This window comes from Nocardia sp. NPDC004654, from assembly GCF_040609595.1.
GTDB lineage: Bacteria > Actinomycetota > Actinomycetes > Mycobacteriales > Mycobacteriaceae > Nocardia.
Map to the genome: position 1 here is coordinate 1,001,239 of NZ_JBEXKI010000001.1, position 24,806 is coordinate 1,026,044.

A 24,806-nucleotide genomic window follows, 5' to 3' on the forward strand; every position below is an offset into this window, starting at 1 on the left:
AACCGGTCGACACGTTTTGCTTCATCATCGGCGGTCGGTAGGCGCCGGGGGTGCAGATTCGAAAGGTTCGCTTCGTGAAACGACCACTCCGCCGCCTGCTCACGGGCGCCGCGCTGGCCACCGGCCTCGCCGTCGCGGTCGCCTCGTGCGGCTTCGGCTCCAACGATTCCGCCGACTCCGACACCACGATCAACTTCCTGGCCCCGGTCTACAGCGACGGCGCCACCGGAACCAAGGCGCTCTGGGACGGGATCATCGCCGACTTCGAGCGGAAGAATCCCGGCCTGAAGGTGAATCTCCAGCTGGAATCCTGGAACTCGATCAACGACGTGGTGCGGACCAAGCTCCAGTCACCGTCCACCACGCCCGACATCCTGAACATCGACGCCTACGCCAGCTTCGCGGGCGACGGAATGCTGTACCCAGCGGCCGAGATCGTCTCGCCGCAGGTGCTCGCCGACATCCAGCCCGGCTTCGCGAAGAACGCCTCGCTCGACGGAACCCAGTACGCGCTACCGCTGTTCGCCTCCACCCGCACGCTGTTCTACAACACCGACCTGTTCGCGCGCGCCGGTGTCGCCGCGCCGCCCAAGACCTGGACCGAACTGACCGAGGCCGCGGCGAAGATCCAGGCGCTCGGCGACGGCGTCTCGGGTTACGGTCTGCCGCTCGGCAGCGAGGAGGCGCAGGGCGAGACTTCGATCTGGACCTTCGGCGCGGGCGGCGACTGGTCCAACGGCGGCGAGATCACCGTCGATACCCCGGCCAACCTGGAGGGTGTGCGCGCCATGCGCACGCTCATCGATGCCAATGCGACACAACCTAATCCGGGCGCGACCGACCGCAAGGACGTGATCAACGCCTTCATCCAGGGCAAGGTCGGGATGATCGAGGGCCTGCCGCCCACCATCGGCCAGATCGCCGCCAAGAATCCGGAGCTGAAGTACGCGACCGCGCCGTCTCCGACCAAGTCCGGCCAGCCGGTGACCCTCGGCGTCGCCGATCACCTGATGGCTTTCAAGAAGGACGGCGGGAAGACCGAGACGATCAAAAAGTTCCTCGATCACTTCTACTCCGCGGGCGTGTACGCGAACTTCGTGAAGCACGAAGGCTTCATCCCGATCACCCAGAGCGGCGCGGCCGAACTGGCGCAGGACCCGGTCACCAAGGCGTTCGCCGCGACGCTTCCGGTGGCCAAGTTCTACCCGAGCAACAACCCGAAATGGGCTGCGGCGCAGGGCGCCATCCGCCAGCAGATGGGCACCATCGCGCAGGGCGCGGACCCGGCGCAGGTGCTGACCCGCATTCAGGAAGCCGCGAAATAGCGTGCGGCGCAATGCGATGCTGAGGGCGGTCCCGTGGCTCGGGCCCGCCCTGCTGCTGATCGTGGCCATCGTCGCGTTCCCGGTCGGCTACATGCTGTGGACCAGCACCAGGGACCTCAGCGCCTACGGTCAGGACCGCGGGCCCGCCGGGCTGGCGAACTTCCGCGCCCTGTTCGACATCGGCGAACTCGGCACGGTGCTCGCGCACACCGTGGTCTGGGTGGTCAGCGTCGTGCTGATCACCCTGGTGCTCTCGGCCGGGCTCGCCCAGTTCCTGAACAAGGACTTCCCCGGCCGCACCGCCGTGCGGATGGCGATCCTGGTGCCGTGGGCCGCCTCGGTGGTGATGACGACGACGATCTTCTACTACATGCTCGATCCCGACGTCGGCATCGCCAACCGGTTCCTCGTCGACATCGGGCTGCTCGATCGCGGTTACGGGTTCACCAAGCAGCCGACGCAGGCCTTCCTGGTGGCGATCGGCGTCGCGGTGTTCGTCTCGATACCGTTCACCACCTACACGATTCTGGCTGGGCTGCAATCGATTCCGGCCGAGATCGAGGAGGCGGGCCGGGTCGACGGCGCGGGTCCGTGGCAGCGGTACCGCCACCTCACGCTGCCGCAATTGCGCCCGGCCATCGCGGTCGCCACCGTCGTCAACATCATCAACGTGTTCAATTCGCTGCCGATTCTGCAGGTGATCACCGGCAGCATCGCGGGTTTCTCCGCGGACACCACGACGACGCTGACGTTCAAGCTGATCCGGCAGAACCAGCAGATCGACACCGCCGCCGCGATGAGCGTGCTGAACTTCGCGCTGATCGTGGTGATCATCGCGATCTACGTGAAACTGGTCCGGCCGACGCGGGAGGTCGACGCATGACCGCCGAGACCGAGATTCGCGTGCCGCACCGAAACACCACCACCGCGACGAAAGAAGCGCCGGTAAGGGCGAAGCGCCGTCGCTGGGAGTTGACGGCGATCGGCGTCGTGATCGCGCTGATCTTCCTGACGCCGTTCGTCGTGATGGTGCTCGGCTCGCTGAAGAGCCGGGCCGAGATCCTGCGCATCCCACCGACTTATCTGCCGCAGACCTGGCATCCGGACAACTACGCGACGATGTGGGACACCCCCGAGACGCCGCTGCCGTTCAACATGGTCAGCACCGTCGTCATCGCGGTGAGCGCCACGGTGCTCGTGCTGCTCGTCGCCATCCCGGCCGCGTATCACACCGCGCGGCACCGTTTTCCGGGACGCGCGGTGTTCCTCGGTCTGGTGTTGATCACCCAGATGTTGCAGCCCACGGTGCTGGTGACCGGCCTGATCCGGCAGTTCTTCGCGCTGGGCATCAACGACACCTGGCTGGCCATGATCCTGGTGAACGCCGCGTTCAACCTGTCGTTCGCGGTGTGGATCCTGCACAGCTTCTTCGCCGCGATCCCGGTGGAGATCGAGGAGGCGGCCCAGCTCGACGGGTTGAACCGCTGGCAGATCCTGACCAAGGTCAGTCTGCCGCTGGTCTGGCCGGGCATCGTCACCGCGACCATCTTCACGATCGTCGCCTGCTGGAACGAGTTCGCGGCCAGCCTGGTGGTGCTGACCACGCCGGAGAATCAGCCGCTTTCGGTGGCGCTGACCAAGTTCGTCGGCCAGTACGACACCGCATGGCAGTACGTGTTCGCGATCTCCACCGTCGGCATCGTGCCGGTGGTGATCCTGTTCGCGCTCATCGAGAAGCGGTTGGTCGCGGGATTGACCGCGGGCAGCGTGAAGTGAGCAGTTGTCACGCAGCCGAGCGTCGAGGAAGGTACGCCGGGCACTATCGAAACAGCCTCCTGCCCAAGTGATGTCGACGTCGTCCGCTACCCCGTGACCAACGGCGGGCACAGTCGGCCCGGCGGCCACGAGCGTCTGCCCGAGTTGCTGGCGGCCCGGTCAGCCGTCAGATCGACGCGGCGGAGACCATCTGGCAGTTCTTCGCCGCTCACCGACATCGCCCTACTCTCGAGCCCCCGCCGGCAGGCCCCCGCGGCGGTAGCATCGATTGGTGGCACGGCAGGACGGCGCTCCCAAGGACGGCCGCAATTACGCGGGCCTGTCCAAGGAGCAGCGGGTGGCGCAGCGGCGGACCAGGTTGATCGACTCGGCCCTGGAATTGTTCGGCACCCAGGGGTACGCGACCACCTCCATCGAGCGCCTGTGCACCCTCGCGAACGTCTCCACACGCAGCTTCTACGAGGATGTCGGCAGCCGCGAGGCGCTGCTGATCGCCCTGGTGGATCGAGTCACCATGCAGGCCATCGACCGTGCCGCGGAGGCGCTGGCGCGCACCGCGAACGAGCCGCTGTCGAGCAGGGTGACCGCCGGTTTCCGTGCCTACCTCGAAGTGACCTGCGCCGACCGGCGAACCGCGCGGGTCTGCTACGTCGAAGTGGTCGGGGTCAGCGAAGCGGTGGAGGAATGGCGCAGGGAACAGCGCGGGCGTATCTCCTCGATGCTGATGGCCGAGGCCGAGCGCGCCGTCGAGCGCGGCGAGACCAAACCACGGCGCTTCGACCTGTTCGCGCTCGCGGTGATCGGCGCGGTGAACTCGTTGGCGCAGGAATTGGTGCAGACCACCCAGCCGGACGCGCGGATCTCGCTGGACGACATCTGCGAGGAAATCGCCTACGTGGTCAATTCCGGACTCGCCGCGCCGTGAGTCCGCGCGCGGTCCACGTTGGCAACCGGCGCGTGGAATCTCTACGGTTTGGCATCGTGGCTGTGGTCAGATTGTTCGCGTGCATGCAGAAACGGCACGTCGTCCGGGTCGGGGCGGTGTGAGATGACCGGACCGACGGATCGTCCGCAGCGGTGGAACCGGCTGCTCGAGCTGCTCGCCGAATCGGGGCGGCTCTCCGTGGAGGAGGCCGCCGAGCGGCTCCAGGTGTCGCCCGCGACCGTGCGCCGCGATTTCACCGCGCTGGCCGAACAGCAGCTCGCCACCCGGACCCACGGCGGGGTCGTGGCGACGACGGTCGCCTACGACCTGCCCGCCCGCTACCGGCAGACCGGCGGCGAGGCCAAACAGCGCATCGCCGAGCACGCCGCCGCGCTGGTCGACCCGACCGCGGTGGTCGGCATGAACGGCGGCACCACCACCACGGCGGTGGCGAGGGCGCTCGCGGGTCGCACGGATCTGGCCAATTCCGGTGACGATCAGCTCACCATCGTCACCAACGCGCTCAACATCGCGGGCGAGATGGTGCTGCGCCCGCACCTGCGCACCATCTGTCTCGGCGGGGTGGCGCGCCGGGAGTCCTACGAACTGCACGGCCCGCTGGCCGAGCGCGCCCTAGCCGAATTGCGTTTGGACACGGTGATTCTCGGCGTGAACGCGATTTCCGCCGAGGGCGGCGCGCAGTGCAGGCACATCGACGAGGCGGGCGTGACCACCGAGATGGTGCGCCGCTCCGGCCACGTCATGGTGGTCGCGACCTCCGACAAACTCGAACGCTCCGCCCTCGCCCGCATCTGCGGCATCGACCAGGTCCACGTCCTCGTCACCGACACCCACGCCGAAGCCTCCGCCGTCGCCGCCATCCGCGCCGCAGGCGTCCGCGTGGACCTCGTGTAGTTCGGTGCGGCATGCGGACGTGATGAGTTCTCCGCGCCCAGCACGCCGCCACGGACGTCGTGCTTGCACTGGCCCTGAACCAGGGCGGCGATTCCCGCGTGATCAGTCGGACGGGACGTGTGTCGCCGCCACGGGTACGGATGCGGCGGGCCGCGATTCGGTGCGCATGGTGCGGACCCAGACGGCGAAACCCCAGGCGACGAAGCCCGCGTAGACGAGGTAGAGGGTGGCGGAGGGGTAGTAGGCCGCCCTCAGCAGGAGCGGGACGCCGACGATGTCGACGGCGATCCAGATCAACCAGAACTCGGCCAAGCCGCGGGCCATGCCGTAGGTGGCGAGCACCGAGCCGGTGAAGATCCAGGCCTCCGCCCACGGGCCGTAGGAGCCGATCCAGGCGAACAGCTGCGCGAAACCGGCCGTGCCGAGGAGCATGGCGGCGACAAGCAGCCATCGTTCGCGGGCGCTGGCCCAACGCGGCACCACGCCGCGGTGCTCCAGCCCGGTTTCGAGGCGGGCGTGCCGATGCCACTGCCACCACCCGAACACGCTGACCGCGATGAACATCAGCTGCCGCCCCGCCTGCCCGGCCATGTTCAACTGCTGCGGTGTGTTGAAGACGCCGCCGACGAAGACGGTGAAAAGCAGCGCGTTGCCCGCGATGCCCACCGGCCACGCCCACACCCGCCGCCGCATGCCGCCCACCGCGGCGGCCAGCCCGAACCCGTTGCCGATGATCTCGCGCCAGAGGATGGCCGAGCCCGCGATGTGCAGTTCGGCGTCGAGCAGGGTGCTGAGCGGGTCCACCTGGTGTGCAACGAGCGGGAGGAGCGATCTCATCCGCGAGGAGCGGGTTTCGCTCGGCGTGATACGAAAGGTCCCAACCCGGGCGGCGCTCGTCTGGCGCACGGTCGGCCACCGGTTCGCACCCGTCCGCGAAATACCCTCGGCGCGTAACGATTGCGCAATCTGGCCACGCGAATCGCAATGTCGGTGCAATCGAGCCCTTCTATCGTGACCGAATGAACACCGAGCACGCCGGGGGGACCGGTATCCACATCAGCGGGCTGAGCAAGTCCTTCCGTGCCGGGCGGCGCACGGTGCACGCGCTGGACGGCGTGGATCTGCACACCGAGCAGGGCACGTTCCTGTCGCTCCTCGGTCCTTCCGGCTGCGGAAAGTCCACCGTGCTGCGGATTCTGGCCGGATTGGAGAAGCCGACCGCGGGCACCGCGCTGATCGACGGCCAGACGCCCGCGCAACTGCGTGGCCGCCACGAACTCGGCATCGCGTTCCAAGATGCGGCGTTGCTGCCGTGGCGCTCGGTGGAATCCAATATCAAGCTGCCGTTGCAGGTGGCCGGTCTGAAACCGGATCCCGCGCAGATCGCCGACCTCGTCGCGCTGGTGGGATTGGAGGGCTTCGAGAAGGCCAAACCCGCGCAGCTGTCCGGCGGCATGCGGCAGCGCGTGTCCATCGCGCGTGCGCTGGTCGTGCAGCCGACTGTGCTGCTGCTCGACGAGCCCTTCGGCGCGCTGGACGACATGACCAGGCAGAAGCTCAATCTGGAGTTGCTGCGGATCTGGACGGAGAAGCCCGCGACCACGTTGATGGTCACGCACGGCATCGCCGAGGCGGTCTTCCTCTCCGACGTGGTGGCGGTGCTGAGCCCGCGCCCGGGCCGCGTGCTCGAGCTGGTGGAGATCGATCTGCCGCGGCCGCGCCTGCCGGAGATGATGCGCACCCCGGAATTCCACAAGTTGTCCGACTATCTCTCCGAACTGCTGTTCGGCAAGACCGGTGCGGGCGGCGTCGCTTTCGAACGCGGCGTCCAAGCCCCCGACGCGGGCGGTGCGTCGTGAAGCGGCTCGGCGGGCTGCTCGGCATCCTCGGCCTCGTCGGGGTGTGGTGGCTCGCCGCGGCGCTCGGCCTCGCGGGCGGCACCATCCCGAGTCCGTGGCGGGTCGTGCACACGATGTATGTCGACGGCTGGCAGCTGTACGGCCCGAACTTCGAGATCACCGCGATCGGCGCGCTGAAGGGCTTCCTCTGGGGCAACGCGCTGGCCATCGGCCTCGCGGTCACGGTGGCGCTGATCCCGCAATTCGAATCGCTGGCCACCCAGCTGGCGATCCTGTCCTACTGCACGCCGCTGCTCGCGCTCGGCCCGATCATTCTGGTCGTCTTCGGTGGACGCTCGCCAACAGTGTTCCTCGCCGCGATGTACTGCTTCTTCACCACGATGGTCGGCACTCTCGCCGGTCTGCGCTCGGCCGATCGGGCGAGCCTGGAGCTGGTGCGCGCCTACGGCGGCGGGCGCTGGCAACGGCTGTACCGGGTTCAGCTGATCGCCGCGCTGCCGAATACGTTCGCGGCGTTGAAGATCGCCGCGCCCTCGGCCGTGCTCGGCGCGATCATCGGGGAGTATCTGGGCGGCGTGGACAGCGGGATCGGCGTCGCGCTGACCGCCGCGCAGACCGCTTACAACGTGCCGCGTACCTGGGGGATGGCGCTGGCCGCCGCGGCGCTGGCCGGTCTCGGCTACGCGATCGTGGCGCTGGTGGCGCGGCTGGTCACGCCATGGACCGGGGAGGAGGTGCGATGACCGTCCTGCGTCGCCTCGGCGCGTTCCTGTTCCCGCTCGTCACCTCGCTGCTGCTGATGCTGGTCATCTGGTGGGCGTTCCTGGCGGCCTTCCCGCAGGTGGGTCCGCGGGTGGGCAAGACTCCCGGCGATGTGTGGCGCTATCTGGTCACCTCGCCCGGCGCACCGCAAGCGCGCGCGGCCATCCTCGACAACCTCCAGATCACGCTGCGCGACGCGGCGCTCGGCTTCGGCGTCGGCATGGCGGCGGCCATCGCGCTCGCCGCCCTGTTCGTGTCGTTCCGCACCGTGGAGCACACGTTCATGCCGGTGGCGATGCTGCTGCGTTCGGTGCCGCTGGTGGCGCTCACGCCGATCATCGTGCTGGTATTCGGCCGCGGGGTGGGCGGGGTGACCGTGATGGCCGCGATCGTCGTGCTCTTCCCGGCCCTGGTGATGATCACGACCGGACTGCGCAGCGCGCCCCGCCAGGCGATGGAACTGATTGCGGCGTACGGCGGTTCGCGTTGGACGGCGCTGCGGATGGTGGCAATGCCCGCGGCGCTGCCCGCCGTGTTCGCGGCCGCGCGAATCTCGGTGCCGGGGGCGCTCATCGGTGCGTTGATCGGCGAATGGCTCGGCAGCGGAACAGGTCTCGGAGCGAGCCTGATCCGCGCGATACCCACGTTCCGGTACAACGAGCTGTGGGCGTCCATCGTGATCGTCACCTTGGTGTCGGTGCTGCTGTACGCGATCGTGGGCGTCGTCGAGAACCTGGTGCTGGCCCGGTTCGGCCCCGATGCCGGACGCGACTGATCGTCGCGATTCGGTATTGGGAACCTGAAAGCAAAGAAAACGAAACCGAATCCCCCTAAATTCAGCCCATGACACCCGCGCAACGCTCTTCGTTCGGGGCGAACCTGAACCGCAGGTCCTTTCTTCGTTATTCGGCACTCACGGGAGCCGCACTCGGCGGCGTCGGCGCGCTCGCCTCCTGCGGCGACGACGCGGGCGGCTCGTCGAGTGGTTCCATCCCGGACGGCTCCCGCTTCGGCACCGTGGCGATCCAGCTGTCCTGGATCAAGAACATCGAATTCGCGGGCGAGTATTTCGCCGATTCCCGCGGCTATTTCCGGGAGGCCGGGTTCGGCTCGGTGAATCTGCTGGCGGGGGGCGCGGCGAGCACGTCGGTGGAGGCCGGTCTCGACACCGGAAAGGTGTGGCTCGGGCTCTCGGCGCCGCAGACCACCGCGCCCGCGATCCTCGAGGGATTGCCCGCCAAGATCGTCGCGACCACCTACCAGAAGAATCCGTTCGCGATCGTCAGCTCCGCGGCCAAGCCCATCAACTCCCCGCAGGACATGAAGGGCCGCAAGATCGGCGTGCAGGACACCAATCAGCTCATCTTCACCGCGTTGTTGACCGCCAATGGCATGAAGCCGGGCGATGTGACCATCGTGCCCGCGCAGTTCGACCCAACGCCGCTGGCCAACGGCGAGGTGGACGGCTGGGTCAGTTACGTGACGAACGAGCCGATCACGCTCGCCGCCAAAGGTTTTCCGAACGCGCACTTCTTGTTCGCCGATTTCGGCCTGCCGCTGGTCGCGGAGACGCTCACGGTGAAGCAGTCCACCATCGACAACGAGCGCGAGAAGCTGAAGGCGTTCCTCACGGCGGAGATCAGAGGGTGGAAGGACGCGGTCGCCGCACCGGCCGAATCGGCGCGCCTCGCGGTCGAGACGTACGGCAAGGACCTGAACCTCGACCTGGCCGAGCAGACCGAGGAGGCCATCGCGCAGAACGACCTGGTGGTCTCCGCCGACACCGCCGCGAACGGTCTGCTCACCATGACCGACGCGCTGATCGAACAGAACATCGCCGCGCTGCGCACCGCGAAGATCGACATCGAGGCCGACCAGCTGTTCGACCTCTCGGTCTTGCGCGAGGTCTACGCGGAGAACCCCGGACTGAAGGGCTGAGCGCCCGTCACAAGCCGACGGTGGCCCTGGCGCCGAACGCCTGCTCTGCGTGGATCACCTCGGCGTTCCCGGACTGCTGACGCCCCGATCGCCCCGATCGGGCGGCCAGCAGTTCGGCGGCGATGGCCACGGCGGTTTCGGCCGCCGTGCGCGCGCCGACGTCCAGGCCCGCGGGGGAGTGCAGGCGCGACAGCGTCGTCTCGTCGAAACCGCCCGCCCGCAGGTCGTCCAGGCGCCGTGCGTGCGCCGAGTACGAGCCCGCCGCACCGAGGTAGCCGAGCTCCGGCAAGCGCAAAGCCACGGTGAGCAACGGGATTTCGAACTTCGGATCGTGCGCCAGCACGACAATGCCTGTGGTGGAGTCGATTTCGCCCGCTGCTGACAGGGTGTTCAGGTAGCGGTGCGGCCAGTCCACCACCACTTCGGCGCCGGGGAAGGCGTCGGGCGTGGCGAACTCCTCGCGCGAATCGCAGATGGTGACGCGGTAGCCGAGCAGTCGGGCCTGCACGGTCAGCGCCGCGGCGTAGGAGTTGGCGCCGAAGATGATCAGCCGCGGCGGCGGGGCGAAGGACGAGATGAACACGTCCGATTCGGGCAGCGCCACCAGTTCGGTGTTGTGCCGCTGGCCGGTGATCAGGTGCTGGCCGATCACGTCGGGGTCTGGGTTCCATACCACGGTGAACACCGTAACTCGCCGGTGCGCCGCGATTTCGGATGCGACAGTGGGGAATTCGGGAAAGTCCCGCCGGGAGAACGGCTCGGCGAAGACGTCGATCATGCCGCCCGCCTCCATGCCTGGTTCGCCGGGCGGCACGGGTAGGCGGTGCATGGCGCGCTGCCCGGTGCGCGCCGCGGTCACCGCGGCCTCGTGCATCGCGGCCTCCACCGAGCCGCCCAGTCCGGATCCGTAGACGGCGCCGTTGGCGTCGACCAGCATCGCTGTGCCCACCGGCAGCCGCCCCGAACCCACGGTCCGCACGACGGTGGCCAGGCCACCGATCCGGCCCGAGTGCCATACCCGCATGAGGTCATCGACGATGTCGCGCATCAGTTTCCGCTCCGATCAGCGTGCGTCGAGGCCGGGAAGTCATGATCCCTTCCCGTCGCCAAATCGTCGCACGTGACGCACACCATATCGTCTCTACTGGACAAATAGGTACGCGCTCCCGAATCTCTTACGGCTTCCGCATGCACCGAGGTCCAGTGCTTGTGGTCGATCACAACGGGGTGGCCGGGTGTGGTATGGAACACAGCGCGGGCCAGCCCGCTCGGCGCCGCCCGCTCCGCCGCGAGTACCCGCGCGACGACGTCGGCGCCGACGTCGGGGGTGTCCACCGGCATGATCGCGACGGCTCGCGCCCGGGTCCGCTCCGCAGCGCGCAGCCCGGCCCGTAGTGAGGCGCCGATGCCGGTCGCCCAGTCGGGCGCCCAGACGGGCACCGCGTCCGGGGGCAGATCGACCGTCTCCGGTGCGGGTCCGGTGGCTCCGAGCACCACGATGACCGGATCGCAGCCGCCGTCCCGCAGTGCGCGCACCGCGGCGCGCAGCCAGGCGCCGCCCTCGGCCAGCGCCTTGGGGCGGCCGTAGCGGGTGCCCGCGCCCGCGGCGAGCACGATGCCCGCGCAACCCGCGCGGGCGACCGGAGCGTTCCCGGCGTGATCCGATGCAGCCACGAGTCCCACGCTAGACCGCGCGAGTTGCCGGTGGGTTACCGGAAAGTGCCGGACAGCTGGGGTGCGGCGTAACCGCGAGAGGCGAGCCCGCCCCTTCGCTCGGACGGCGACGGCGGCTGCGGTCGTCCGACACGCCGACGGTGATCTCCGTCCTTCTGGTGGCGCGCGGGCTCGCCGTATTCGATGCTGGTTCGGTGACGGACGAGGCGGCCGGAATCACCGGATTCGACGCGCTGTCCAACGCGGCGGCCACCGACGCGTTGCTGGCTTGTTGTGCCTCGCCCGCCTGGGTTCGCGGAGTGCTCGCCGGGCGGCCGTACCGCAGCGCCGAGCGCCTGTACGAGACAGCCGACGCCGTGCTCGCCACCCTTCCCGAGGACGAGATCGACCGCGCGCTTGCCGGGCATCCGCGCATCGGCGACCGGACGGACAGCGCGGACTCGGCCCGGGAGCAGTCCGGGGTGGCGGAGGCGGCCGATTCGGTGCGCGCGGCGCTGGCCGAAGGCAATCGCGCCTACGAACAGCGCTTCGGTCACCGGTATCTCGTCTGCGCGACCGGCAGATCCGGCGCGGAACTGCTCGACCTGCTCACCGCTCGGCTGCACAACGATCCGGCTACCGAAAGGGCTGTGATGCGAACCGAATTGGCGAAGATCAACCGAATCCGGCTGCGGCGATTGTTGGGCGAGGTGCAGGCATGAGTACTTTGAGTACGCACGTGCTGGACGCGGTGCGCGGTGTGCCAGCAGTCGACCTGGCGGTCACCCTGTATTCCGGCGACGCGCTGCTGGGCGCGGGCGCGACCGACGACGACGGCCGGATCGACGGCCTGGGAGCCGATCTCGCACCGGGCGTCTACCGCATCGTCTTCGACACCGGAACGTACTTCGGGCACCAGCGAATCGACACGTTCTACCCGGAGGTCTCCATCGCGTTCGTGGTCGCCGAAGAGCGGCACTATCACGTCCCGCTGCTGCTCTCGCCGTTCGCCTTCTCCACCTACCGAGGGAGCTGAACATGACACTGTCCGGCCCGATCGTGCTGTCCGACAACCGATACGGCAAGGCGGAGAACCGGATCGTCCGGATCTACCGCGACGGTCCGCGCCACGAGATCCGCGACGTGAACGTCTCCACGGTGCTGCGCGGTGATTTCGCCGCCGCCTACACCGCGGGCGACCAGTCCAAGGTGCTGCCCACCGACAGCCAGAAGCAGACCGCCTACGCCTACGCGAAGAAGCCCGGCCTGCAACCCGTCGAGGATTACGCGCTGGCGCTGGCCCGGCATTTCGTCGACGACATCGAGCCGGTCGACAGCGCCACCGTGGAGGTGGACGAATATGCCTGGCAACGGGTCTCGGTCGATGGCGCCGAGCACGACTTCACCTGGACGCGGCAGGGTCCCGAGGTCCGCACCGCGCGGATCACCGTGGCCGGTACGGGAGATTCGCAGCGCGCCTGGGTGATCGGCGGCGTCAAGGATCTGATCATCCTGAAGTCGACGGATTCGGAATTCGCCGACTTCCTCACCGACGAGTTCACCGTGCTGGAGCCGACCCGCGATCGCATGCTTGCCACCTCGTTGTTCGCGCGCTGGCGCTTCGCCGACACCGAGGGCGTGGACTGGGACGCGGCCTACACCGGTATTCGCGCGCGGCTGGTCGCGGTCTTCGCCACGCACTATTCGAAAGCCTTGCAGCAGACGCTGTTCGAGATGGGCAAGGCGGTGCTGGAGGCGTTCCCGGTACTGGCCGAGATCCGCCTCAGCGCGCCCAACAAGCACCACTTCGACTACGACCTGGCCGGATTCGGCATCGAGAACCGCGGCGAGGTGTACTACGCGGCCGACCGTCCGTACGGCCTCATCGAGGCGACCGTGGCGCGCGCGGACGCGCCGGACGCCGGGCAGGCGTGGGCGCCGTGAGCCAGGCGGCGACCCTGGTGATCGACGGCTGCGCGGTGGCCACCGTGGACGCGGCGGGCACCGAGTATCGGCGCGGCCACGTGGTGGTGCACGGCAACCGGATCGGCGCGGTCGGGCCGGGCGACGCGCCCGAGGTGGACGCCCCGCGCATCGACGGCCGCGGCTGCCTGCTGACTCCCGGCCTTGTCGACACTCACAACCACCTCTACCAGTGGATCACCAGGGGTCTGGCCGCCGACGAGAGCCTGTTCGACTGGCTGACCGCGCTCTATCCGATCTGGGCGGGCATCGACGAGGAATCGGTGCGGATCGCCGCCACCGGCGCGCTGGCCGCCCTCGCGCGCACCGGGTGCAGCACGACCGCCGACCACCACTACCTGTTCCCGCGCGACGGTGGTGACCTGCTCGGCGCGGAGATCGCCGCGGCCGCGACGGTCGGGTTGCGTTTCCATCCCTGTCGCGGGGCCATGGACCTCGGCGCGAGCGCGGGCGGTCTGCCGCCCGACTCCGTGGTCGAATCGCTGGACGCCATACTCGCCGCGAGCGCCGACGCGATCGCGCGCTGGCACGACCCCTCCTTCGACGCCATGGTCCGGATCGCGCTCGCGCCGTGTTCACCGTTCTCGGTGACGGCCGACCTGTTGCGCGAGTCCGCCGCACTGGCCAGGGCCGAAGGGGTGCGCCTGCACACCCATCTGGCCGAAACCATGGACGAACAGGACTACTGCGCCGCCACCCACGGCTGCACTCCCGCACAGTATTTGGAGCGGCTCGACTGGATCGGCGCGGACGTCTGGTACGCGCACGCCGTCCACCTCGACGACGCCGCGATCGCCACCCTCGCCCGCACCGGCACCGGCGTCGCGCACTGTCCCACGTCCAACGGACGCCTCGGCGCGGGCATCGCCCGGGTTCCCGATCTGCTCGCCGCGGGCGTCGCGGTCGGACTCGGCGTCGACGGTGCCGCGAGCAACGAGGCGGGCTCGATGATCGAGGAGCCACGCAACGCCCTGCTCTACTCCCGCGTCGCCAACGGCCCCCGCGCCATGACCGTGCGGACCGCGCTCGAGCTGGCCACCATGGGCGGCGCGCGGGTCCTCGGCCGCGCCGCCGAGATCGGCTCGCTCGAACCCGGAAAGCTCGCCGACCTGGCCCTCTGGCGCATGGACACCCCGGCCCACGCGGGCATCGACGACCCCGTCACCGCGCTGATCCTCGGCTCCCCGCCCCCGCTGGCCGCCCTGATCGTGAACGGCCGCGAGGTGGTGCGCGACGGGAAGGTGCGCACGGTGGACGAGGAAGCGGTGGGCCGCGCCGTGGCGTGCGCCCAAACCGCCCTCATCGCCAAGGCTCGGTGAAGCATTGGGCGACAACGGGATCGGGTGGGCTGCCCGATCCCGTCGTCAGACCGCGGACACTGCCGTCCCCTCCGCGACGGTGGGCGCGGAGTCGCAATGGCCCGCGTCGTTGGGCGGGCACCACAGCGCGTCGGCGTTCCCGTCGGCACGCAGCGCGAGCAAGCACATGACCTCGTGCAGCGTCAGCCCGAGCTGCGCGGCGTGCAGTCGGCCTACTTCGAGGTCGAAGTACTCCCCCGAATGCGGTTGGTCCAAGAGGATCATCTCCGCGAGCGCGACGCCGACCAGCGCCTGCTCCCTGGTCACCCGCCAGTCGGTCGGGAGGTAGGACAACACCCAGCGACCCCTGCTCGGTTCCGGAACGTCCACCCGGAACGCCGCCTCCAGTGCGACGTCACTCGTTATCAGCCATTCGGTAGCGGTAATCGCCATCGCGCGAACTCCTTTCGGTCGCCGCGGCTCCTTTCGTCCACTGCCCTCAACGATGTCACGGGCGGGCCATGCGAAGCGATCCATTTCCGCGGGCGGATTCTTCCGGCCGACTCATCGTGCTGACCAGGCGAAACAGGGCTGAAGATAATGAAATATCACAACGGTGACCGCAGCTCTGCCGTTCGCGTCCTTCGAGCGGAGCCGTTCACCGGCAGTCGAACCTGCCGATATCGGCGCGAGTTCGTTCGGTCAGTTGTACACCCAATTGTTCGTACAGTGCCAGCGCGGCGCAGAGGTTGTCGCGAGCTTCCGCTTCGCTGCCCATGTCGGCGAGCACATTCCCCAGGCTCTGCAACGCGTCCGCCTCGCCGTGCGGGTCGCGGATCCGCTGGGCCAGTTCGCGCGATTTCGCGTAATAGTCACGCGCCGATTCGTATTCGCCGAAACGGCGTTCGACGTGACCGAGGCCGCGTAGCGTGTCGACCTGGCAGAGGGCATCGTTGATGTCCGCCGCGATGCGGTACGCGTCGATGAAATCCCCACGTGCGGAGTCGTATTCACCGGACTTCCGGGCGATATTGCCGAGTCCCCACAGCGACCAGCATTCGCCAGCGCGGTCGCCGATCCGCCGCGCGATCCGCAGCGCCTCCTGATAGTGCCGTTGCGCCGCGACATGGTTCCCGGTCATTCGTTCGATGTGTCCCTGGCCCCGCACCGCGTCGCCGTGCAGTTTGGCGTTCCCGGTGCGCAGCGCGATGACAGCGGCGTCGGAGTAGTTCTGCCTGGCCCGTTCGAAATCGCCGGTACGCCGGATCACTTCGGCATAGCCCCAGATGGTCACGGCCAGCCGCTCCGGATCGCCGAGGTCGCGCGCGATGGTCAGAGCCCGTTCGAAATAGTCGTGCGCGGTGCGATACGCGCAGGCCATTCGCTCCACGTGGCCGAGGCCGTTGAGCGCGTCGCACTCGATGGCCGGGTCCGCGAGTGCGGTGGCCATGTCCAGCGCTCGAAGGTAGAGCCACTGCGCGTCCGACCAGTGGCCCTCGCCGAACAGATCGGTCCCGAGCAGGATGGCGAGTTCGGCGGCCGCGACGGTGGGTCCGGTGGCGCCGATGCAGCCGAGCAGCATTTCCCGCTCTCTGGTCAGCCAGGCCACCGCCTGCTCCACCGCACTGCCGCCCCCGTTCGCGGCCGGATAGGTGGGACCCCACCGCGAGACGGACGAACGCTGCGGGCCGACGCGGCGGGCCACCGCGAGGCCCGCGGCGATCAGGCGCTCGAGCACGACCGCGTGTTCGCCGGGCGCGGCGTCGCGTTCCGCGTGCAGCCGGGCGAGCAGCCGGGTCAGGTCGTGCATCCGGTAGCGCGAGCCGCCGGGCCCGCCCTCGGCCGGGTCGAGGAACCCCGCTTCGAACATCTGCCTGATCAGCGTCTTGGCCTCGCCGAGTGTCGTTTTCGCCATCGTGGCCAGCGATTCCGCTGTGATCTCCGGCCCGGGGAACCAGCCGAGCATCCGCACCCCGCGGCGCTGCGCAGGTGTTTGCAGTCGCTGGTAAGAAGTCTCGAAGGCGGCGCGCAGGGATTCGTCCTCGGCGGCGAACCGGTCCAGGATGTAGGCGGCGACCGATTCCCCGAATTCTTGCGGGCCCTGGGTGGCCTTGAGTTCCTCTGCCCTGGTGGCGAATTCGGCCGCGCTCTCGGCGAGCAGATCCACGCCGTGGTGCGCGATCTGGCCGCCGATCAGTCGGATCGCCAGCGGCAGTCGGCCCGATGTCTCCAGAATCTGGCGGACCGCGTCGCGGTTGTATCGCGACGGCAGATTGCCCAGCTTCACCAGCAATTCCTCGGCTTCGCGCCAGCCCATCACGTCCAGATGGAGCGGCGCCGCCTCGGCGAGACCGGTGAGCTTTCCGCGGCTGGTGATCAGGACGAGACAGCCGGGGGCCTGCGGCAGCAGTAGTCGCACCTGCGCGCTGTCGAGCACGTTGTCGAACACGATGAGCATGCGGCGCTGGTGCATGGCGGCCCGCCACTGCGTGGCTCGGCCGGTGAGATCGTCCATGATCCGTTCGCGCGGGATCTCGATCTCGAGCAGCAGCTGTTCCAGCACGTCGGTGGCCAGGCGGGGATCGCGCCCGACCGTATGGCCGTGCAGGTCCGCCCAGATCGTGCCGTCCGGGTAGTGCTCGGCGAAGGCCACCACGGCATAGCGGGCCAGCGCGGTCTTTCCGATGCCGGTGAGTCCGTCGATGACGTGCACCGCGGGCCCCTCGCCGCGCAGATGCCGCTGGACACGATCGCGCAGCTCCTTCTTGGGCCCCGCGCGGCCGGTGAAATGCGGGACCTCCGGCGGTAGGCCGGTGCTGACCGACGGACGCGTCCGGTCGTCGGAGCGACGGGCGACGGCCTTCTGGAATTCGAGGCGTTCGGCGGCGGGCATCAGTTCGAGATCGGCGAGATCGACCAGTTGTTCCCAGCTGGTTCCGTAGATGGTCGAGAGGACCTCGAGCACGCGGAGAGTCGGCCGGGCAACGGACGCGCCGGCCGCGGGCCAGGCCTCGTACTCGGAGATCCGGCTCGCCCGCATGGTGGCCTGGGGGTTGTCGGTGATCCGGTTGTAGTGGTCGGCGACGGCGCTCTGGGTCAGTTCGTTGGCGAGTCGCCAAGCCTGGCGCGGACGGCAGCCGCGCTGGCGCAGCTCCGCCGCCAGCGGTTCCAGCAGTTGATGCTCGGTCAGCCCGAGACCGGCCAGAAAGGCCCTGATCCGGCGGCGTTCGGCGGCGCCGTACCCGCCTCCTGGCCGTGGTTCCGGTCGGACGGCTCGGTCCACCGAGCACCTCCCCGCTGCTGTAGGTGTCCGCCCGGACCGTAAGGCTTTCGCGCGTGTCGCCGATCCGGACAACTCCTTGGTAGCAGCGGCTTTTTCCCATGGTCAAGTACGTCGCCGCCGGTCGCGCCGCGATCCGGCCGCCGCGTGCGCCTTCGCCGCGCCCACGGAGGACCATCGAGGTAACGGCCGCGCAATCCGAGACGGGTGTCGCGCAACACCGCGGCAACTCCGGGCGCTTACTGTGGCGGCAGGTGCTGTGGAGCGAGGTGAGACGTGGACCTGGACACGATCCGTGCGGTGGTGGTGGCCCGGGAGCGGGCCGACCTGGCGAGTGTCGGCGGGGCGACCGGGGTGCTGGCGGGGGGTACGTTCCTGTTCTCGGAGCCGCAGCCGCAGCTGCACCGGTTGGTGGATATCACCGCGCTCGGCTGGCCTGCCTTCACCCCCACCGCCGGAGGGTTGGAAATCGCGGCGACCTGCACGTTGGCCGAGTTCGCCGGTGCCGCGCCGGGCCGCGAGCTCGGTGGCGACGCGCGGTGGCCGCGGTGGCCGGGGACCGCGCTGTTCGCACCCGCCTGCCGGGCGCTGGTGGCCTCGCACAAGATCTGGCACAGCGCGACCGTCGGGGGGAACGTGTGTCTCGCCCTGCCCGCCGGTGCGGTGCTCGCCGCGCTGACCGCGCTCGACGGAGTCGCACTGGTGTGGGCGGCCGACGGCGGCGAGCGCCGGATTCCGCTGCGGGAGTTCGCGATCGGGCCGGGACTTTCCGCGCTGCGGGCGGGCGAGGTGCTCCGCTCGGTCGTCGTGCCAGAGCGGGCGCTGCTGGCGCGCACGGCCATTCGAAAAATTGCGCTCGCGCCGCTCGGGCGCTCCGGTGCGCTGCTGATGGGGCGGCGCGAGGCCGACGGTCGGTGCGTGCTGACGCTCACGGCGGCGACTACCCGTCCGGTCGTGCTGGATTTCCACGCCGTGCCGGAGGATCGCGAGGTGGTGGCGGCGGTGGCGGGGATCGATTCGGCGCTGTGGTTCGACGATCCGCACGGGTCGCCGGACTGGCGCAGACATGTCGCGGGACTGCTCGCCGTGGAAGTCGCCGCGGAGCTGCGCGCCGAATCCGGTGGGCAGCCGTGAGATTCGAGATCGACGGCCGCACCGTCGACGCCGAACCCCGCCCGGGACAGTGCCTGCGCACGCTACTGCGCGAGCACGGGTTCTTCGCGGTGAAGAAGGGGTGCGACGCGGGCGATTGCGGTGCGTGCTCGGTGCGGATCGACGGAAAGACGGTGCACTCGTGTCTGATTCCGGCTTACCGCGCGGCCGACCTGTCGATCATCACGGCGGCGGGGCTCGGTGCGCCGGATCGATTGCACCCGGTGCAGCGGCGAATCATCGAGGAAGCGGGGTTCCAGTGCGGGTTCTGCACGGCGGGCATGGTGGTGACGGCCGCGGGATTGGGATGCGGGACCGAGGCCGGGCCGGATCCCGAAGACCTGCCGGAGTTGTTGAAGGGAAATCTGTGTCGCTGCACCGGTTATAGGCCGATTCGTGCGGCCCTGACCGAAGGGCAAGTCGAGGCTGCCGAAGTGGTTGCGCCCGATCGACTTCGGCGGGTCGACGGCGGCGGGGGTGGACCGGGAGGGCGCGGCTACGGCGCTCCGGCCGGACCTCGAATCGTCACCGGCGCCGAGCCGTTCACTCTCGATGTCCTCCCCTCCGCCGACGACCCCGCGGCGCCTCCGACCGCACCACTGCACATCGCGGTACTGCCGAGTCCACACCCGCACGCGCGCATCATCTCCATCGATACCGCCGCCGCCGAGGCGATTCCGGGCGTGCACGCCGTCTTGACCTACGCCGACGCCCCCGCCGTGCCGTTCTCCACAGCAAGGCACAAGTGGCGCGCCGACGACCCGGACGACACCTTCGTCCTCGACCGCACGGTGCGTTTCGTCGGCCAGCGCGTGGCCGCCGTGGTCGCCGACAGTATGGAGATCGCGTCGGCGGGATGCCGCGCCCTGCGCGTCTCGTACCAGCCGCTGCCCGCCGTGTTCGATCCGGCGGAGGCGCTCACCGAGGGCGCGCCGAAACTGCACGGCGACAAGCCGGATTCGGCGCGGATCGCCGATCGTGACCGCAATCTGGTCGCCGAATTACACGGCGGCGTCGGCGATATGGACGCCGGTCTGGCCGCCGCGGCGCGGGTGGTGCGCGGGACGTGGCACTCGCCGCGTGGACAGCACGTGCACCTCGAAACACACTGCGGCATAGGTTGGCTGGACGAGGAGGGCAGGCTCGTCCTCCGGTGCAGCACGCAGGTGCCCTTCCTGGTCCGCGAGGAGCTGTGCCACATCTTCGGGCTGGCGCCGGAGCGGGTGCGGGTTTTCGCGGCCCGGGTCGGCGGCGGGTTCGGCGCCAAACAGGAAATGCTCGTGGAGGATCTCGTCGCGCTGGCGGTGCTGCGCACGGGGCGTCCGGTGCAGTACGAGTACACCCGCTCGGACGAGTTCATCGCGGCGACCAGCAGGCATCCGATGCGCGTCACCGTCACCGCGGGCGCGGACGAGGACGGCGTGCTCACCGCACTGGCCATCGACGTGCTGTCCGACGCGGGCGCGTACGGCAATCACAGCGCGGGCGTCATGTATCACGGGGTGAGCGAGTCCATCGAGGTGTACCGGTGCGCGAACAAGCGCGTGGACGCCAGCGCGGTCTACACCAACAACGTGCCCTCCGGCGCGTTCCGCGGCTACGGCCTCGGGCAGATCATCTTCGCCGTCGAGTCGGCGCTCGACGAACTGGCCCGAGAACTCGGCATCGATGCGTTCGAATTCCGCAGGCGCAACGTGGTCGTGCCGGGTGACCCGTTCACCGGCGCGAAGGTGGAGGCTGGCGATCTGGTGTTCGGCAGCTACGGATTGGACCAGTGCCTCGACCTCGCGCAACGAGCTTTGCTGCGCGGCAACGGGACAACTGCTCCGGGCCCGGGGTGGTCGGTGGGCGAGGGGATGGCGTTGTCCATGATCGCCACCATCCCGCCGCGGGGCCATCGCTCGACAGCCGTCGCCGTATTGCGAACCGACGGGCGCTACGAAATTCGAGTCGGTACAGCGGAATTCGGCAATGGAACCACCACGGTGCACGCGCAGCTCGCGGCGACGGCCTTGGCTACCGAGCCCGCGCGGATCGTTGTCCGGCAATCGGACACGGACCTCGTCGACTACGACACCGGAGCGTTCGGCTCGACCGGCATCGTGGTCGCGGGTAGCGCCGGTTACCGCGCCGCGCTCGCGCTGAAGGACTCGATGCTGGCCAGGGCAGCCGAGCTCACCGGGACACCGGTTCGCGACTGCGTCCTCGGCCCGGACGGGGTGCGGTGCGGCGACCAGCTGGTCCCCCCGGCGAAGCTGGCCGCGGCGGGCGAGCTGGTGGCGCACGGTGAGCACACGGGCCTCCCGCGCTCGGTCAGCTTCAACGTGCAGGCCTTCCGCGTCGCGGTCGAGCGCGCGACCGGCCGGGTCCGCATTCTGCAGTCGGTGCAGGCCGCCGATGCGGGCACCGTGCTCAACCCGGTGCAGTGCCGCGGGCAGGTGGAGGGCGGGGTGGCCCAGGCCATCGGCACGTCGCTCTACGAGGACATGCGCTCCGAAGACGGCGTCGTGACCACCCGGACATTGCGGCATTACCACATTCCGCAGCTCGCCGATCTACCCTCGACCGAGGTCTACTTCGCCGACACCGCCGACGAACTCGGACCGCTCGGCGCGAAATCGATGAGCGAATCACCGTACAACCCGGTCGCCCCGGCACTGGCCAACGCCATCCGCGACGCCGTGGGAGTGCGCATCGATCGACTGCCGATGACGGCCGACCGGGTTTGGCGCGCCATGCAGGAGGGAGAGGAACGGTGACCGCGACACGGCTGCCGGAGAACGTCCGGGCCAGGATCGAGGCCATGCTCGAGGCCGTCGACGCCGATCTGCGGGCGCGCTACCCCGGGTCGGGGGACCGGACGCAACCGATCCACACCGTCTACGTGCCCGCCGACCGGGCGAGCGCCGACACACCGGCGGAATGGGGCGCGGCGGCGGTCGAGCTGCTGGACGTCCACCGCGAGTCGCTCGCCGAACTCGACACCGCGTCGGCGCTGCCCGCGGTGCGGGAGCGGCTGCTGCGCGAGCCGGTGCAGGATCTGCGGATCGATTTCGAGGACGGCTACGGCTATCGCTCCGACGAGGAAGAGGACGCGGCCGCCACCGCGACGGGGGAAATACTCGCCGGGTGGGCCGCGGGCGGCGGGGGACCGGCCGGTTTCGGCATTCGGGTCAAAGGACTCGGTGGCCTCGAGCGTCGCAGGGCCGTGCGCACCCTCGAACTCGTGCTGGACGCCGCGGGCGGTGTGCCGGAGGGATTCGTCTTCACCGTGCCGAAGATTCGTGCCGCCGAGCAGGTTTCGGCGCTCGTCGCGTTGTGCGAGGGGTTGGAGCGCGGGTCCGCGCTCGCCGACGGCACGCTGCGCTTCGAGTTGCAGATCGAGAGCCCGCAGGCGATCGTCGGCGCCGACGGCAGTGTGCCGGTCGCGAAGATGATCAAGGTCGCCGGGCGCCGTTGTGCCGGACTGCATTTCGGCACCTACGACTACACGGCCGCGTGCGGGATCGCCGCCACCGACCAGGCCCTCGACCATCCCGCCGCCGACCACGCCAAGGCCGTCATGCAAGCGGCCGCGGCACAGACCGGCGTCTGGGTGTGCGACGGCTCCACCCAGATCGTGCCGGACGTGGAACCGGAAGCGGCGCTGCGCGAACATCATCGGCTGGTCGCCCGCGCGCTGCGTCGCGGTTACTACCAGGGCTGGGACATGCACCCGGGACACCTGATCACCCGTTGGCTGGCGACCTACGAATTCTTCCGTGGCGCGATGGACGTCGCGGTTCCCCGGCTGCTGGCGTACCTCGAGCGGCACGACGCCGAGTCGGGAGTCGTCGATGAACCCGCCACCGCCGAGGCGCTCGCCGCGACGGTGCTGCGCGGCCTGCGCTGCGGAGCGCGTTCGGAGGCGGAATTGAGTTCCGAGGCGCCGGAACTGACCAGGGAGGTGCTGGAAGCGCTTGCGGCGCGCGAGCCGATCGGTGATCTCGGTGTGAAGGAGAAGCGGTGAGCGATTCTTGTGCCGGTGTGCCGCGCGCGTGCCGGAGCCGAGCGCTGGCGAGGCACAGTCATGAGTGAGTCCGACGGGCACTTCACGCTGCTGCCCGATCTGGCGGTCCGGCCGCTCGGCGGCGCGGTGATCTGGGCGAACGACGAGTTCTTCGCGGAGAAGGAGAACTTGATCGACCCCGGCGTGCCGGAGTATCGACCGTCCACCTTCGGGCACAAAGGGCAGGTCTACGACGGGTGGGAGACCCGCAGGCGCCGCGGCATGCCAGGCGACGACGCGGCCATCGTGCGGCTCGGCGTGCCGGGGGTGATCCGCGGCATCGTGGTGGACACCGCCTGGTTTCGCGGCAACTATCCACCCTCGGTGTCGGTAGCGGCGCTGGAGGTCGAGGGTTATCCGACCGCCGAGTCGCTCGCCGCTCGAACCGACTGGGCGACGCTGATCGACCGCGCGCCGGTCGCCGGAGACGCTCGCAATCCGTTTCCGGTGGACAGCGAAAACCGTTGGACCCACGTGAAACTCACCATGCACCCCGACGGCGGGGTCGCTCGACTTCGGATCCACGGCGAGGGTCGGCCCGATCCCGCGCTGCTCGGCCTCGGCCCGCTGGATCTGGCGGCGCTGGAGAACGGCGCGCTGGTACTCGATTGCTCCAACCGCTTCTACAGCTCGCCCAACCAGCTGCTCTACCCGGGATCGGCGCGGTCGATGGGCGACGGCTGGGAGACCGCGCGCCGCCGCGACGACGGAAACGACTGGGTGCGAATCCGTCTCGCCGGGCCGGGGCTCATCCGGCTCGCCGAGATCGACACCTCCTACTTCCTCGGCAACAGTCCCGGTTCGGCGCGGCTGTCGGGGCGCACCAACGACGGCACCGACGTGGAGCTGTTGCCGCGCACCGAATTGCTGCCCGACACCAGGCATCGCTTCCCGATCGCACCGATGGCGGCGTCGGTCGAGGAGGTGCGCTTGGACATCTATCCCGACGGTGGACTTGCCCGGTTGCGGTTGTACGGGGAGCTGGGCGCATGAGGGATTTCGTCGGGTATGGACCGAATCCGCCGGATCCGCGCTGGCCCGGCGAGGCGAGTATCGCGGTCCAGTTCGTGCTGAACTACGAGGAGGGCGGGGAGAACTGTGTGCTCGACGGCGATCCGAGCTCGGAGACGTTCCTCTCGGAAATGACTCCGGCCGAGGCGTTTCCGAACCGGCACATGAGCATGGAGTCGCTCTTCGAATACGGTTCCCGCGCCGGATTGTGGCGGGTGCTCCGAATTTTCGAACGGCGCGACCTTCCGCTGACGGTGTTCGCGGTGGCCAGGGCACTGCAACGGAACCCGGAGGCGGTGGCGGCCTTCACCGAGCTCGGGCACGAGATCGCCTGTCACGGACTGCGCTGGAAGTCCTACCAGCTCGTCGACATCGAAACCGAACGCGCCCATCTCGCCGAAGCCGTGCGCATCCACACCGAACTGACCGGCGCCCCGCCGCTCGGCTGGTATACCGGCCGCGATTCGCCCAACACCCGCGAATTGGTCGTCGAGCACGGCGGTTTCGTCTACGACTCCGATTCCTACGCCGACGACCTGCCCTACTGGGTCACCGTGCACGGCCACGACCACCTCGTGGTGCCCTACACCCTGGACACCAACGACATGCGCTTCGCCTCCCCGGCGGGCTTCCCCAGCGGCGAACAGTTCTTCGCCCACCTCCGCGACGCCTTCGACGTCCTGTATCGCGAAGGGGCCGAGGGAAGTCCGAAAATGCTCTCCATCGGCCTGCACTGCCGCCTGATCGGCCGCCCCGCCCGCACCGCCGCCCTCGACCGCTTCCTCGACCACGTGCAATCCCACGACCGGGTCTGGATCACCCGGCGCATCGACATCGCCGAGCACTGGAGATCGGTCCATCCGCCGGAATAGAACGGGCCG

At 69.2% G+C, this 24,806-nt stretch carries 23 protein-coding genes; 18 read left to right on the plus strand and 5 right to left on the minus strand.

The window, feature by feature from the left end; all coding sequences use genetic code 11:
* Nucleotides 1–74 precede the first annotated feature (74 nt).
* From ABZV58_RS04575 to ABZV58_RS04595, 5 genes are all read left to right on the plus strand, one after another.
* The gene (locus tag ABZV58_RS04575) at nt 75–1,325 is read left to right on the plus strand and encodes an extracellular solute-binding protein (RefSeq protein ID WP_354998765.1); all 1,251 of its coding nucleotides are present in this window, start codon (nt 75–77) and stop codon (nt 1,323–1,325) included.
* A 16-nt stretch (nt 1,326–1,341) separates the two neighbouring features.
* A complete protein-coding gene (locus ABZV58_RS04580) occupies nt 1,342–2,208 on the plus strand; it encodes a sugar ABC transporter permease (protein ID WP_354998766.1) in 867 nt (288 codons plus the stop codon).
* Nucleotides 2,205–3,101, plus strand: a complete 897-nt coding sequence (locus ABZV58_RS04585) for a carbohydrate ABC transporter permease (RefSeq protein WP_354998767.1) — start codon at nt 2,205–2,207, stop codon at nt 3,099–3,101. The genes ABZV58_RS04580 and ABZV58_RS04585 overlap by 4 nt, the downstream gene beginning before the upstream one ends.
* Nucleotides 3,102–3,372: 271 nt before the next feature.
* The gene (locus ABZV58_RS04590; protein WP_354998768.1) at nt 3,373–4,026 is read left to right on the plus strand and encodes a TetR/AcrR family transcriptional regulator; all 654 of its coding nucleotides are present in this window, start codon (nt 3,373–3,375) and stop codon (nt 4,024–4,026) included.
* A gap of 123 nt (nt 4,027–4,149) precedes the next feature.
* Nucleotides 4,150–4,941: a DeoR/GlpR family DNA-binding transcription regulator gene (locus ABZV58_RS04595; protein ID WP_354998769.1), complete on the plus strand. Its 792-nt coding sequence runs from the start codon at nt 4,150–4,152 to the stop codon at nt 4,939–4,941.
* Between the two features lie 102 nt (nt 4,942–5,043).
* On the opposite strand, the gene ABZV58_RS04600 is transcribed toward ABZV58_RS04595, so the two are convergent.
* Nucleotides 5,044–5,745, minus strand: coding sequence for a nicotinamide mononucleotide transporter family protein (locus ABZV58_RS04600; protein ID WP_354999032.1), 702 nt, complete (start codon nt 5,743–5,745; stop codon nt 5,044–5,046).
* A gap of 215 nt (nt 5,746–5,960) precedes the next feature.
* Between ABZV58_RS04600 and ABZV58_RS04605 the strand changes: the two genes are divergently transcribed.
* The 4 genes from ABZV58_RS04605 (at nt 5,961) to ABZV58_RS04620 (ending at nt 9,500) form a co-directional block, all read left to right on the plus strand.
* Nucleotides 5,961–6,800 carry an ABC transporter ATP-binding protein gene (locus ABZV58_RS04605; RefSeq protein WP_354998770.1) on the plus strand — a complete coding sequence of 280 codons (840 nt, stop codon included), beginning with the start codon at nt 5,961–5,963 and terminating at the stop codon, nt 6,798–6,800.
* A complete protein-coding gene (locus ABZV58_RS04610) occupies nt 6,797–7,543 on the plus strand; it encodes an ABC transporter permease subunit (RefSeq protein ID WP_354998771.1) in 747 nt (248 codons plus the stop codon). The genes ABZV58_RS04605 and ABZV58_RS04610 overlap by 4 nt, the downstream gene beginning before the upstream one ends.
* A complete protein-coding gene (locus tag ABZV58_RS04615) occupies nt 7,540–8,337 on the plus strand; it encodes an ABC transporter permease subunit (RefSeq protein WP_354998772.1) in 798 nt (265 codons plus the stop codon). Before ABZV58_RS04610 ends, ABZV58_RS04615 begins: the two co-directional genes overlap by 4 nt.
* A gap of 68 nt (nt 8,338–8,405) precedes the next feature.
* Nucleotides 8,406–9,500 carry an ABC transporter substrate-binding protein gene (locus ABZV58_RS04620; RefSeq protein WP_354998773.1) on the plus strand — a complete coding sequence of 365 codons (1,095 nt, stop codon included), beginning with the start codon at nt 8,406–8,408 and terminating at the stop codon, nt 9,498–9,500.
* 7 nt (nt 9,501–9,507) lie between these two features.
* On the opposite strand, the gene ABZV58_RS04625 is transcribed toward ABZV58_RS04620, so the two are convergent.
* Together ABZV58_RS04625 and ABZV58_RS04630 are read right to left on the minus strand one after the other, a co-directional pair.
* Nucleotides 9,508–10,548: an XdhC family protein gene (locus tag ABZV58_RS04625; RefSeq protein ID WP_354998774.1), complete on the minus strand. Its 1,041-nt coding sequence runs from the start codon at nt 10,546–10,548 to the stop codon at nt 9,508–9,510.
* Nucleotides 10,548–11,174 carry a nucleotidyltransferase family protein gene (locus ABZV58_RS04630; protein ID WP_354998775.1) on the minus strand — a complete coding sequence of 209 codons (627 nt, stop codon included), beginning with the start codon at nt 11,172–11,174 and terminating at the stop codon, nt 10,548–10,550. The genes ABZV58_RS04625 and ABZV58_RS04630 overlap by 1 nt, the downstream gene beginning before the upstream one ends.
* Nucleotides 11,175–11,368: 194 nt before the next feature.
* On the opposite strand from ABZV58_RS04630, the gene uraD reads away from it, so the two are divergent.
* Genes uraD through ABZV58_RS04650 form a run of 4 tightly spaced genes read left to right on the plus strand, consistent with a single transcriptional unit; the run spans nt 11,369 to nt 14,455 of the window.
* Nucleotides 11,369–11,875 (plus strand): 2-oxo-4-hydroxy-4-carboxy-5-ureidoimidazoline decarboxylase, encoded by a 507-nt coding sequence (uraD, locus tag ABZV58_RS04635; RefSeq protein WP_354999033.1) that lies wholly within the window; start codon nt 11,369–11,371, stop codon nt 11,873–11,875.
* Nucleotides 11,872–12,189: a hydroxyisourate hydrolase gene (uraH, locus tag ABZV58_RS04640; RefSeq protein WP_354998776.1), complete on the plus strand. Its 318-nt coding sequence runs from the start codon at nt 11,872–11,874 to the stop codon at nt 12,187–12,189. The genes uraD and uraH overlap by 4 nt, the downstream gene beginning before the upstream one ends.
* Before the next feature lie 2 nt (nt 12,190–12,191).
* Nucleotides 12,192–13,097 (plus strand): factor-independent urate hydroxylase, encoded by a 906-nt coding sequence (gene pucL, locus ABZV58_RS04645; protein WP_354998777.1) that lies wholly within the window; start codon nt 12,192–12,194, stop codon nt 13,095–13,097.
* Nucleotides 13,094–14,455, plus strand: coding sequence for an 8-oxoguanine deaminase (locus ABZV58_RS04650; RefSeq protein WP_354998778.1), 1,362 nt, complete (start codon nt 13,094–13,096; stop codon nt 14,453–14,455). The genes pucL and ABZV58_RS04650 overlap by 4 nt, the downstream gene beginning before the upstream one ends.
* A gap of 45 nt (nt 14,456–14,500) precedes the next feature.
* Here ABZV58_RS04650 and ABZV58_RS04655 read toward each other — a convergent pair whose 3' ends face one another.
* Both ABZV58_RS04655 and ABZV58_RS04660 read right to left on the minus strand, forming a co-directional pair.
* Nucleotides 14,501–14,887: a hypothetical protein gene (locus ABZV58_RS04655; RefSeq protein WP_354998779.1), complete on the minus strand. Its 387-nt coding sequence runs from the start codon at nt 14,885–14,887 to the stop codon at nt 14,501–14,503.
* A gap of 205 nt (nt 14,888–15,092) precedes the next feature.
* Nucleotides 15,093–17,717: a tetratricopeptide repeat protein gene (locus tag ABZV58_RS04660; RefSeq protein ID WP_354998780.1), complete on the minus strand. Its 2,625-nt coding sequence runs from the start codon at nt 17,715–17,717 to the stop codon at nt 15,093–15,095.
* Between the two features lie 273 nt (nt 17,718–17,990).
* On the opposite strand from ABZV58_RS04660, the gene ABZV58_RS04665 reads away from it, so the two are divergent.
* The 5 genes from ABZV58_RS04665 to puuE are packed head-to-tail and all read left to right on the plus strand — an operon-like array spanning nt 17,991 to nt 24,797.
* Nucleotides 17,991–18,848 carry an FAD binding domain-containing protein gene (locus ABZV58_RS04665; protein WP_354998781.1) on the plus strand — a complete coding sequence of 286 codons (858 nt, stop codon included), beginning with the start codon at nt 17,991–17,993 and terminating at the stop codon, nt 18,846–18,848.
* Nucleotides 18,845–21,625, plus strand: a complete 2,781-nt coding sequence (locus ABZV58_RS04670) for a molybdopterin cofactor-binding domain-containing protein (RefSeq protein WP_354998782.1) — start codon at nt 18,845–18,847, stop codon at nt 21,623–21,625. The genes ABZV58_RS04665 and ABZV58_RS04670 overlap by 4 nt, the downstream gene beginning before the upstream one ends.
* Before the next feature lie 44 nt (nt 21,626–21,669).
* The gene (locus tag ABZV58_RS04675; protein WP_354999034.1) at nt 21,670–22,875 is read left to right on the plus strand and encodes an aldolase/citrate lyase family protein; all 1,206 of its coding nucleotides are present in this window, start codon (nt 21,670–21,672) and stop codon (nt 22,873–22,875) included.
* A 60-nt stretch (nt 22,876–22,935) separates the two neighbouring features.
* Nucleotides 22,936–23,907 (plus strand): allantoicase, encoded by a 972-nt coding sequence (gene alc / locus ABZV58_RS04680; RefSeq protein ID WP_354998783.1) that lies wholly within the window; start codon nt 22,936–22,938, stop codon nt 23,905–23,907.
* Nucleotides 23,904–24,797, plus strand: coding sequence for an allantoinase PuuE (gene puuE, locus ABZV58_RS04685; RefSeq protein ID WP_354998784.1), 894 nt, complete (start codon nt 23,904–23,906; stop codon nt 24,795–24,797). The genes alc and puuE overlap by 4 nt, the downstream gene beginning before the upstream one ends.
* Nucleotides 24,798–24,806 lie beyond the last annotated feature (9 nt).